Source organism: Streptosporangium sp. NPDC051023 (genome assembly GCF_040689595.1).
GTDB lineage: Bacteria > Actinomycetota > Actinomycetes > Streptosporangiales > Streptosporangiaceae > Streptosporangium.
This window is the reverse complement of the sequence record NZ_JBFBCE010000114.1, coordinates 1-12,238: the sequence shown is the minus strand read 5'-3', so window position 1 is coordinate 12,238 and position 12,238 is coordinate 1. Positions and strand designations below refer to the sequence as shown.

The window sequence follows — 12,238 nt, the reverse complement described above, 5'->3', positions numbered from 1 at the left end:
GGCAGTGACGGGGGTATTAAAGGTCGACTCAATGGGCTGGATCCGGGTTGACTGGTTTCCGTGAAGATTTTCGAGCGGGGGCGGGAACTGTCCGCGATCGCGGCTCTGGCCGGGCAGGCGCGCGGCGGCGGGGGCGGGGCGCTGGTGCTGCGCGGGGAGCCCGGCATCGGCCTGTCCAGCGTGCTGGCACACGCCGCCGGGCACGCGACGGCGGTGATTTCGGGCAACGGGCTCCGGCCCGAGTCCGGGATCGGGTTCGCCGCCCTGCACAGATTCGTCGGTGCCGCAGGGGACCCCGATCCCCTCTGCGCCGGGCTCGAGCTGACGCGCGTGCTGGCCGCGCGCGCGGCCGGAACGGGACTGATGGTGGTGATCGACGACGCGCACTGGCTCGACGGCCCGACGGCCGACGCGCTGGTTTTCGCCGCAGGCCGCGCCGCGGGGGTCGGGCTCGTCATGGCCGTGGCAGATACCGTGACGGACAGCGTGACGGACACCGTGGAAACCACGGCCCAGAGCACGGCCCAGAGCACGGCCCAGAGCACGGCCGGGTCCGCCGTCGGCGCCGTGACCGGTTTCGCCGCGGTCAGCGACACGGCCCGCGACTACGCGGGCGTTCCCCAGATGCGCCTGCGCAGGCTGAGCGAGGCCGCTGCCGGGCGGGTGGTCGACGCCCGTGCCGGGTGGCTGCCGCCGTCGACCAGGGCGCTCCTGGTGGCCGCCGGTGACGGCAATCCGGCCGCGCTGGCCGCGTTGTCCGAGGCCGTCGCCGCCGGGAACGGGCGGCTGGTCTCGCCCTGGTCGCCGCTGGAGCGGGTGGCGGCCGTCGCGCCGCCGGTCGCCGTGATCACCCGCAGGCTGCTCGCCATGCTCGCCGTGCTCGGCACGGCCGACCTGACCGAGTTCCTTCCCGTCGCGGCCCTGCTGGGCGCCACGTCCGCCGACCTCGCCGAAGCCGAGCGGGCCGGGCTGGTCGTCGTCGAGGAGACGACGGTCTCCTTCACCCACGCGCGGGCGCGGATCGCCGCCTACGCCTCCGCCCCGGTGACGATGCGCGCCGCCGTCCACCGGTTCCTGGCCGAGACCGCGCACCCGCAGGCCGTGTGGCACCGGGCGGCGGCGGCCCTGGGCGCCAGCGAACGGGCGGCCGCCGCGCTGGCCGGGCTCGCCGAACGCTCCGGCGCCGCGGAGGCCGCGGACGCCCTGCAGCGGGCGGCCGAGCTGACCCCCCACCCGCGGGACCGCACGGCCCGTCTCGCCCTGGCCGCGGCGGCCGCCAGAGCCTCGGGGCAGCACGCCAGGGCGGCCGGGCTCGGCGCGCCGCACGTCCCGTGGCCGGAGACGGAACGGCTCGCCGCCCGCCTGGACGGGGCACGGCTGCGCCTTCTGACGGGCGAGTGGCCGGTCGCCGAGACCGAGGCGCTGCTCGCCGAGTGCGCGCGGCGGCAGCTCTACGACAGGCTGCCACAGGTAGCGGAGGTGGCCGCCGCCTGCCTGATCGGGGCGGGCCGGTACGCCGAGGCGATCGCCCGCGCGGACGAGGGCCTGCGCTGGGCCGCCCTGTCCTCCGGCGGGAGGCGGTTCGGCGGGCTCGTCGCCGTACGACAGTGGCTGGCAGCCGTGACCACAGGGTCCCGCGCGCCCGGTATTCCACCGGCCACCGCCGCCAGGCCACATGAGGTGCGGGAGGCGCACGCGCTCGAGGGCTGGGCCAGGGCCGCGCGGCACGCCGTGGCGGGAGACTGGAAGAAGATCGTCCAGGAGCCGCCGCCCAGAGGGATCGCCGCCCTGCTCGCCGGAGCCGACCACGTGGAGGCCGCGGTGCGCTGTGGTGACCGCGCCAGGGCCGAGTCCGTCCTGTTGCGGGTGCGGGAGGCCGCCGAGCAGGTCCGCGCACCGTGGGCGGACGGCACGGTACGGCTCTGCCTCGCGCTGACCGGCGCCCTTCCCGGCGACGGCGACGGCGACGACCGCTGGGCGGAGGGCACGGACGCGTTCGTGAGGTTCAGGACGTCACTGGTGTGGGGGGAGCGGCTGCGCAGGGCACGGCGCAGGGGCGAGGCCAGGGCCCGGCTGGCCGTCGCGCTCGAGGGGTTCGAGCGGCTGGGCGCGCGGCCCTGGGCACATCGGGCGCGGGCCGAGCTCGCCGCCTGCGGGCACCCGGCCGCCGGGACGTCCCGGGCCGAGGCCGCTCTCACCGCCCAGGAACTGCGCATCGTACGGCTGGCCGCGACGGGGGCGGCCAACCCGGCCATCGCCAGGTCGCTGGGACTCAGCCCGCGCACGGTCGACTTCCACCTCTACCGCGCCTTCAAGAAGCTCGGCGTTTCGGCGCGGGGCGAACTGGCCAGGCTCGACCTACCTAATCAGCCCTGACCGAAGACTCATGCCGAGGCGCGGTACCGGGCCGCGGTGACTGCACGGTGACTGATTCGCCGAACCCCGCCGCCGATCTAGATTCCTGGACTGATCATGCCCGGGTTCCGCAGTCCCGGGAGTCTGAGATCGGAGTCCTGTGATGGGTTTTGCGCGTCGTGGCGGGGTGGTGGGGCTGGCCGTTTCGGCCCTGCTGATCGGAGGCGGGATCGCCCCCGTAACCGCGCACGCTGATCCGCCCCCCGCCAAGCCGAGTGCCGAACCGAGTGCTGTCCTCGGTGCCACCCCGAGCCCCACCCCGAGTTCCGTGCCGAGCGGCACCCCGAGCCCGGCAGCCGTCTCCGCCCCTCCGGAGGAGACGGCCGCCCTGAAGGCGGCCAAGAAGTCCGGGAAGCAGGTGGAGATCACCCAGCTGCGCACCGAGACCGCAGAGGTGTTCGCCAACCCTTCAGGAAGCCTGACCTCGCGCGAGTACCTCAGGCCCGTGCGGGCCAAGGTCGGCGGCGCGTGGAAACCGGTCGACGACACACTGCGGCGCAATGCCGACGGCACGGTCTCGCCCGGTGTCTCCACCTTCCGGATGACGTTCTCAGGAGGCGGCGAGGGACCGCTGGCCACCCTGGACAAGGACGGCAGGAAACTGTCGCTGACCTGGCCGGGAGCACTGCCGAAACCGGCCCTCGAAGGCGACACCGCGACCTACCCCGAAGTGCTGCCCGGCGTCGACCTGAAGATCATCGCCGATGCCGACAGCTTCGTGCACCACCTGATCGTCAAGACGCGCCAGGCGGCGGCCGACCCCCGCCTGCGCACCCTGCGCTTCGGCCTGGCCAGCACCGGGCTCACCGTCGCCGCCACCCCCGAGGGCGGGATCAGCGCGACCGACACCGCGGGAAAGCCGGTCTTCACCGCGCCCGTGCCCCGCATGTGGGACTCCCCGCCCGCCCCAGCCGCCGCCAAGGGGCTGGTCGCCCAGGACGCCGACGCCGCGGGACAGCACGAGGCCGCCGCCTCGCACAACGCGCCGATGAAGGCCAACGTCGGCGGCGGCACCCTGGAGATCGTCCCGGACAGGGCGCTGCTTGAGGACCCGGCGACGGTCTACCCGGTCACCATCGACCCGATCTTCAGCGGCGGCTACAAGAACCACTGGGCGAACGCCGTGAAGAAGGCCAGCTCCTCCGGCGTCGCCAACACCGTCTACTACGACGGCGGCAACCGGGTCGGCAGCGAGAACCCGCCGGTCGCCAGAGTCGGCCACGAGACCGACACCGGGCTGACCGCCCGCGCCTACTTCGAGATGAACATCAACGGCCTGCAGGGCGCCAGAATCCTGTCGGCCACCCTCAACGTGTTCAACGTCTCCTCCTGGAGCTGCTCGGCGCGCGGCGTCGACCTCGGCTGGACGGGAGGCATCGGCAACTGGGTCACCTGGAACAACCAGCCCGGCTGGCTCCGTACCCTGCAGACCAAGTCCTTCGCCCACGGCTGGGGCTCCTGCGGCTCCGCCGGTGAGGATTTCGCGGACTGGGCGGTGGCCGACGCCGTCCAGCAGGCGGCCAACAACGGCCAGGGCAACATCACCTTCGGCCTGAAGGCCTCCGACGAGAGCTCGGCGTACGGCTGGAAGAAGTTCAAGGTGGACGGCACCAACCCCGTCCTGCAGATCACCTACAACCGCTCCCCCTGGGTGACCGGCAAGACCGCCTACCAGGGGCCGTGGAACAACAACGGCTCCGACCAGCCGATCCGCTGCGACGACAACCCCGCCACCTGGCCGGTGGTGGGCAACACCGACGTCACCCTGACCGCGGGCGCCTACGACCCCGACGGCAGCAACCTGCTGATGCACTTCGGCCTGTGGCGGCCCGGCGCCGGGATCTCCGAGGGCGACTACTGGGTCGGCAACGGCGGCACCGCCGCCCACCGCGTCCCCGCCGACGCGTTGTCCGACGGCGTCGGCTACAACTGGTCGGCCACCGCGAGCGACGGCGTCGACACCACGCCTGCGCACACCCCCTACTGCGGATTCGTCGTGGACAAGGTCGCCCCCACCAAACCGGTCGTCACCTCCGCCGACGGGCACCGCATCGACATCGCGGACATGCCCGCACGCTCGACCAGGAAGGTCAAGCTCACCTCCAGCGACGCCCACCTCGACGGCTTCTGCTACAAGCTCAACTACCCCATCTCCGTCGGTGGCGGCAAGTGCGCCGACGGAAACTGGGTCAAAGCCGGGGCCGACGGCTCGGCCGTGATCGAGATCTACCCGCACCGCTGGCCCAACAACCGGTTGCACGTCGCGGCGATCGACGTCGCCGGCAACATCTCCCCCTACGACGGCAGCCCCTCGCAGGCCTCCACCAACACCACGATGATCGTCACCGCGCCGCCGGTCTTCGTGGCCGAACCGGACGGCACCGTTTCGGGCGACCGCGACGGCGACCTCACCGGAGACGGCCTGCCCGACATCCTCGCCACCACCAACAGCCAGACCCTGCGGCTGTACAGGGGCCGGGGCGACGGCACCACCAACGGTGGCGAAGACGTCGGCTCCTCCGGCTTCGGCGGCGCCCTGGTGGCCCACCGGGGCGACTTCGTCGGCCAGGAGGACGGCATGGGCAAGGACGGCTACGAGGACATCTTCATCCGCTCGGCCGGGGGCAAGCTCTCGCTCTACCCCAACGAGGGCACCGGCTGGCTCAACTACAGCAGGCGCAGAGAGCTCAAGCACCCCGGCGGCGGCGACTGGTCGGCGGTGACGCAACTGATCGCGCCGGGCAACATCGACGGCAAACCGGGCGCCGACCTGATGGTCGTCGAGAACGGCAAACTCAACCTCTACACCGGCACCGTCGCCGGCCCGCTGGCCACGGCCGCCAACGGCGAACTGGCCGCCCCGGCCGTCATCGACGTGCCCGCCGCGCCCGGCTCCGGTGGTCCGGCGACCATCAGCCTGAACGGCTACGACGTGCTCGTGCCCGGCGACGTGGTCGATGAGGCGGCTCCCGACGCGCAGAACGCCGCGGACGTCGTGCTGCGCGAACGTGCCGGCGGTGCGGTCACCGTCCTGCCAGGCTCCCTGACCGGCGCCGACGAGTACGTGCTCGGCCCGCCCCGCGCCTACGGATCCGAGCCGTGGCCCGCCTCCGGATACCCGTGGATCAGCGCGCCCGGCGACATGCAGGGCAAGGTCGTCACCGTCGACGGGGTCCGCACCTACCAGCCGGTCGCCGGCGCGGAAGGACCCGACTTCTGGGTCGCCGCGAACACCGGCGGCGTCCCCGACGGCCTCTACCTCCACTCCGGCACGCCGACCGGCAGAGGCCCGGCCGTCAACGTCGGCGGATCCGGCTGGGCCACCTGGGTCACCGGGATCTTCTGATGGGAGCTCACGCGATGAAACGCAGGACAGTAGCGGTCGTGGTGGCCGCGCTGGCGGCGGGCATGCTGCACCCGTCACCCGCGCAGGCCCAGCGACCGGCATTCAAGATCCGTCCCGTGCAGAAGGAACACTCCGTCCTCGGTACGAAGGTCGCCAAGGACGCCCCGGCACCCCCGGCGGACTCCCAGCTCAAGGCATGGAAGGCGCCCCCCGCCTTCACCTGGCCCGCGGCCGCGACCGCCGAGGCCGACCTGCGCGCAGCCCGGGCCGCGACGCGGGAAGGGGCACAGGCGCAGCAGAACGCCAAGGACGGGGCCAAAAAGGACGGGGCCGAACCGGACTGGAGGGCCGTCAAAGCCGGTGACGTGCCGGTGAGCGTGGCCGTGACCCCGACAGCGGGCCCGGCGGGCCCAGTGGGCGTGGCGGCGCCCGCCGGAGCCCTCGCCGAAGGGCCGGGAACCGCCAGGATCGACCTCGCCTCACGGCAGGACGCGGTGAAGGCGGGCGTGGACGGCCTGCTGCTCACCATCCGACCGGACAAACCGGGCACACTGTCGGTCAAGGTCGGCTACGCGGCCGTCAGGGGCGCCTTCGGCGGCGACTGGGCCTCACGCATGTCGCTGGTCACGCTGCCCGAGTGCGCCCTGACCAGCCCCGGCCTGCCGCAGTGCCGTACCAGGACTCCGCTGACAACGGCCAACGACACCTCGGCCGCCACGCTCACCGCCGACGTCGCGGCCTCCGGCGTCGCGGTGCTCGCCGCGGTCGCCGGGCCGAAAGGCGCCAACGGCGCCTACACGGCCACCTCGCTCGCGCCCTCCGGCACCTGGTCGGGCGGCGGAAACTCCGGCGGCTTCGGCTACACCTACGGCATCGAGGTGCCGCAGGTCCCCGGAGAGCTCGCCCCGCCCGTCGAGCTGAACTACTCCTCCTCCGGCGTCGACGGCCGCGTCGCCTCGACCAACAACCAGCCGTCCTGGCTGGGGGAGGGCTGGGAGTACGAGCCCGGCTACATCGAACGCAGCTACCAGGGCTGCGCCGACGACCAGGGCAACGGCGCGAACAACACCACCAAGACCGGCGACCTGTGCTGGAAGTCGGACAACGCCACGCTGTCGCTGAACGGGACCGCGACCGCGCTGGTCCGTGACGACGCCTCGGGCACCTGGCGGCTCGCCGCCGACGACGGCTCACGCGTCGAGCACCTCAACGGAACCCCGGCCGACACCGCCAACGGCGACGCCGACAACGAGTACTGGCGCATCACCAAGCCCGACGGCACGCAGTACTGGTTCGGCAAGAACCGCCTGCCCGGGTGGAGCGCGGGCAGGCCGGAGACCGGCTCCGCCTACACCGTGCCCGTCTACGGCAACCATCCGGCAGAGCCCTGCCACGCCGCGGCCTACGCCGACTCCTCCTGCGTGCAGCCCTGGCGCTGGCAGCTCGACTACGTGGTCGACCCGCACGGCAACGCGATGGCCTACTACTACGACAGACAGACCAACTCCTACGCCAGGGGCGGCTCGGCCACCGCCAACACCGACTACGTCCGCGCGGGTCACCTCAACCGCATCGAGTACGGCCTGCGCTCCTCCGACGTCTACGCCACCGCCCCGGCCAAGGTGTCCTTCGGCGTCAGCGAGCGCTGCCTGTCCGGCTGCGACACCTTCGACGCCCAGCACGCCGCCAACTGGCCGGACGTCCCCGTCGACCAGAACTGCGCGCAGGGCGCGCGGTGCACGACCATCTCGCCGACGTTCTGGACACGCAAGCGGCTGACCTCCATCACCACCCAGGTCGGCGGCAAGGTCGTCGACTCCTGGGCGCTGACACAGGACTTCCCGGGCACGGGCGACAACACCGCCGCCGGGCTCTGGCTGTCGAGGATCGCCCGCACCGCGTCGGGGACCGGTGACTCCGTCACCCTGCCCGCGACGACCTTCTCCGGCACGCTCATGGAGAACCGGGTCGACGCCGACGAGGGCAGGCCGCCGCTGAACAAGTACCGCATCACCCGGATCGGCTCCGACACCGGCGCCGACGCCCTCGTCACCTACTCGGCCAAGGAATGCGTCTACGGCGCGACACCGGATCCCGCGTCCAACACCAAGCGCTGCCACCCGTCGTGGTGGACGCCGGAAGGGTACACCGAGCCGGTCAAGGACTGGTTCCACAAGTACGTCGTGACCCAGGTCGTCGAGGACGACAAGGTCGCCGGCTCCGGTTCGGAGTCCGTGGTCACCTCCTACGAGTACCTGGGCGGCGCCGCCTGGGTGAAGGACGACAGCGAGTTCGTCCTCGACAAGCACCGCACCTACAGCCAGTTCCGCGGGTACCAGACCGTCAGGACCAAGGTCGGCGCCACGGCGCGCAGCCAGACCGACACCGTCTACCTGCGCGGCCTGGGCGCAACCGTCCCCGACTCCGAGGGCAACCAGGTCAGCGACGACCCCGCGCTGGCCGGGGCGACGCTGGAGACCCTCACCTACACGGGGGAGACCGGCGCGCTCGCCTCGGCCTCGGTCACCGAGCCGTGGCTGTCGCCGGTTACCGCCACCAGGGCCGTCAAGGACCGGCCCGCGCTGACCGCCAGGCAGATCGGCACGTCGGTCAAGCGGAGCCGTACCCTGATCACCACCGCGACCGGCACGGCCTGGCGGCGCACCCGCGCCGGCTACACCCACGGCGACCTCGGCCAGGTGCTCTCCTCGGAAGACCAGGGCGACACCGCCGTCTCCGGAGACGAGAACTGCGTCACCACCGCCTACACCGCCAGGGACACCGCCAACTGGCTGGTCTCCTATCCCTCGGCCGTCAAGACCACGGCCGGGACCTGCGCCGCCCCCGGCGCGACGCTCTCCGAGACCCGCACCTTCTACGACGGCCAGGCCCTGGGCGCGGCGCCCAAGCCGGGGCAGGGCAACGTCACCAGGACCGAGACGCTCGACCACTTCGACGGGGCGAGCGCCGTCTACGCGGCCACCACCGCGGGCTTCGACGCCTACGGGCGGGCGACCAGCGCGACCGACGAACTAGGCCACACCACCACGACCGCCTACAGTCCGGCCACCGGCATTCCGACGGGGACGACCATCACCGACCCCAAGGGATTCACCACCACGGCCGTGCTCGACGGGATCCGCGGGCTCACCCTGTCGGCCACCGACGCCAACGGGCGCACCGCCTTCACCGACTACGACGCGGTCGGCAGGCTGACCGCGGTGTGGCTGCCGGGACACGCCAAGAACTCGGCCGCCGACCTCACCTACACCTACGCGATCTCCGCCACCGCCCCCACGGCGGTGACCCACAGAAGCCTGCTCGACGACGGCTCCTACCGGACGTCGATCACCCTCTACGACGGCCTGCTGCGTGAGCGGCAGACCCAGCAGGAGGCCCACGGCGGCGGGCGCCTGATCAGCGACTCCTTCCTGGACTCCCACGGCAGGACCTGGAAGGCCAACGCCGCCTACTGGAACGCGCAGGCTCCCGGCGCGGAACTGTTCGGGGTCCCCGACAACCAGGTTCCCTCGCAGACCGTCACCGAGTTCGACGGCCAGGACAGGGAGACGGCGGAGATCTTCAAGTCCTTGAACGTCGAGAAGTGGCGAGGCACCACCTCCTACGGCGGCAACTACACGGCCGTCGTCCCGCCGGAGGGCGCCGCCGCCACACTCACCCTCACCGACGTCAGGGGCAGGACGACCGAGCTGCGCCAGTACCCCGACCGCAACCCCGCGTTCACCGCGACCAAGTACGACGCCACCGCCTACGGCTACGACCAGAAGGGACAGCTGCAGAAGGTCGTCGACCCCGCGGGCAACACCTGGACCTACTCCTACGACCTGCGCGGCCGCAGGACCACCCTGGCCGACCCCGACATCGGCACCACCCGCTGGACCTACGACGCGGCAGGCCACCGCACCGGCACCACCGACGCCAGAGGGGTCACGCTCGCCTACGCCTACGACGAGCTCGGCCGCAAGACGTCGGTCAGCCAGGGCGGCGGCAAGCTCGCCGAATGGGCCTACGACACCCTGCCCGGCGGCAAGGGCCTGCTCGCCTCCTCGACCCGCTACGACAACGGCAACGCCTACGTCAACGCGGTCAAGGGCTACGACGGCGCGGGCCGCACCACCGGATCCACGGTGACGATCCCGCAGGCGGAGGGGCTCCTGGCGGGCACCTACACCATCGGCACGACCTACAAGCCCAACACGGGCCTGGTCGCCTCCACCTCCTACCAGGCCGCGGGCGGGCTGCCCGCGGAGACCGTCAGGCCCACCTACACCAGGTTCGGCAAGACCGCCTCGCTGGACAACGGCTCCCGGCTCTACGTCAGCGGCACGCAGTACTCCCCCTACGAGGAGGTCCTGCAGACCGTGCTCGGCGACGTCGGCACCCGCGTCGTGCACACCATGGTCTACGAGGACGCCACCCGGCGCCTGGGCCAGGTGTTCAACGACCGGGAGAGGACGGGCCCGCAGACCATCGACAACACCGTCTTCGCCTACAACGCCGTGGGGGACGTCACCAGCGTCCGCGACGACCGCGACGACAAGACCAGCGTCGACACCCAGTGCTACGCCTACGACCACCGGCGGCGTCTCACCGAGGCGTGGACCGCGACCGACGACTGCGCTGCGGCGCCGTCGGCCGCGACCGTCGGCGGGCCCGCCCCCTACTGGCAGACCTTCACCTTCGACGTCGTGGGCAACCGCACCAAGGAGGTCCAGCACGCCACCACCGGGGATGTGACCCGCACCTACACCTACCCGGCCGCGGGCGGGCCGCAGCCGCACACCCTGCTCAAGGTCGACACCGCCGGAGGCCGTACCGACACCTTCGAGTACGACGCGACCGGCAACACCAAACGCCGCGTCACCGCGCTGGGCGACCAGGCGATGACCTGGAACGCCGAGGGCGACCTGGCCTCCTCGACCGTCGCGGGCAGGGTGAGCGCCTTCGTCTACGACGCCGACGGTAACCGGATCATCCGCCGTGACCCCGGCTCCGTCACCCTCTACCTCGACGGGCAGGAGCTGACCCTCGGCGGCGGCAAGGTGACCGGCACCCGCTACTACGAGGGCCCGCAGGCCACCGTGGTCAGGACCGGCGACGGCAAGGTCAACTACCTGCTCGGCGACCACCACGACACCGAGGAACTGGTCGTCAACGCCACCACGCTCGCCTACACCCGCAGGTCGACCACCCCCTACGGCGGCGCCAGGGGAACCGTTCCCGCCTCCTGGCCCGGCCAGCGGGGCTTCGTCGGCGGCATCGCCGACGACTCGACCGGCCTGACCCATCTCGGGGCGCGCGAGTACGACGTGGCCACGGGCCGGTTCGTCTCCGCCGACCCGGTGATGGACCTGTCCGACCCCCAGCAGATCAACGGCTACGCCTACGCGAGCAACAACCCCGTCGCCTGGTCCGACCCCAGCGGGCTGCGGGTCTGCTTCGACGACGAATGCCGCAGGGACGGCATAAGGCCCGACGGCACCCCCCTGCCGACGGCGCCCCCCGCCACCGGGTCGACACCGCTGCTTTCCGGCAGGAGCACCGACGTCGCCGCCTCCAGGAGCGGCAGCAGGACCACCGTCGGGTCGGGCAACGGTACGGGGCAGAGCAGCGGCGGAACCGGGTACAGCGGCGGTGGCAGCACCACCACCACGAACCCCGGCCAGTGCACGAGCCAGTCGTGCATACTGCAGTTCACCGACCCGGCCGCGTCCAAGCGCCTCACGGAGCTGATGGCCGAGAACAAGCGGCTCAGTGACGCGCTCGCCGAGGAGCAGGCCAAGCTCAGGAAGGCGCAGCAGGAGCTGGAGCAGGCGAAAAAGAAGAAGAAGCAGAGCTGGTGGGACCGCTGGGGCAGGACGGCCGCGGCGATCGGCGTCGGCGTCATCGGCGCCGTGGCGGTGGGCGCGTGCGGAGTGACGCTGGTGTGCGGCATCGTGGCGGGCGCGGCGGTCGGCATGGCGTCCTACTCTGTGCAGAACGCCGGCTCCAGCCGGTTCAACCTGACGGGTCTCGCCTTCGCCGGGCTCACCGGAGCGGCACTCGGCACCGCGGGCCGCTATCTGAAGGCCGGCCAGGAACTCGCCAAGGCCCAGGCGGGTGTGAAACTTCCCATGGGCACCGAAGTGTTGAGAGGAGCAAGGAACATGGTCACCCAGCCCAAGGCGACTTGGTCGTTCACCAACTGGTTCAAGTTCCACAAGCCATGAACCGGTTGACGGCGATCCTGCGCAGGCCCAGAACCTGGGCAATCCTCGGGGCACTGGCCCTGCTCGACCTGCTCGCGCTCCTCCTGCTGCCGGAGGAGGTTTCGGTCTACGCGGTCATAGTGATCACCATGGTCGGCGGGTTCTTCCTCGGCTGACCACCCCCGCCCTCCCGGAGTCTGCCCGGAAGGGCCCAAATCTGCTTGCTGTGTCCGAGGCTCGATCTGTCTCATCCGCTCGACGTCCACAT

General features: G+C 71.9%; 4 protein-coding genes. All 4 read left to right on the top strand.

Annotation, left to right across the window (positions count from 1 at the left end; translation table 11 throughout):
- Positions 1-60 precede the first annotated feature (60 nt).
- The 4 genes from AB0395_RS42815 (at position 61) to AB0395_RS42800 (ending at position 12,146) form a co-directional block, all read left to right on the top strand.
- A complete protein-coding gene (locus AB0395_RS42815) occupies positions 61-2,376 on the top strand; it encodes a helix-turn-helix transcriptional regulator (RefSeq protein ID WP_366292385.1) in 2,316 nt (771 codons plus the stop codon).
- 142 nt (positions 2,377-2,518) lie between these two features.
- A complete protein-coding gene (locus AB0395_RS42810; RefSeq protein ID WP_366292382.1) occupies positions 2,519-5,761 on the top strand; it encodes a DNRLRE domain-containing protein in 3,243 nt (1,080 codons plus the stop codon).
- 14 nt (positions 5,762-5,775) lie between these two features.
- Positions 5,776-11,991: an RHS repeat-associated core domain-containing protein gene (locus AB0395_RS42805; RefSeq protein ID WP_366292379.1), complete on the top strand. Its 6,216-nt coding sequence runs from the start codon at positions 5,776-5,778 to the stop codon at positions 11,989-11,991.
- Positions 11,988-12,146 (top strand): hypothetical protein, encoded by a 159-nt coding sequence (locus tag AB0395_RS42800; RefSeq protein WP_366292376.1) that lies wholly within the window; start codon positions 11,988-11,990, stop codon positions 12,144-12,146. The genes AB0395_RS42805 and AB0395_RS42800 overlap by 4 nt, the downstream gene beginning before the upstream one ends.
- Positions 12,147-12,238 lie beyond the last annotated feature (92 nt).

Coding starts and splice junctions, on each gene's coding strand:
- AB0395_RS42810 (WP_366292382.1), top strand. CDS start 2,519: ATGGGTTTTGCGCGTCGTGGCGGGGTGGTGGGGCTGGCCGTTTCGGCC.
- AB0395_RS42805 (WP_366292379.1), top strand. CDS start 5,776: ATGAAACGCAGGACAGTAGCGGTCGTGGTGGCCGCGCTGGCGGCGGGC.
- AB0395_RS42800 (WP_366292376.1), top strand. CDS start 11,988: ATGAACCGGTTGACGGCGATCCTGCGCAGGCCCAGAACCTGGGCAATC.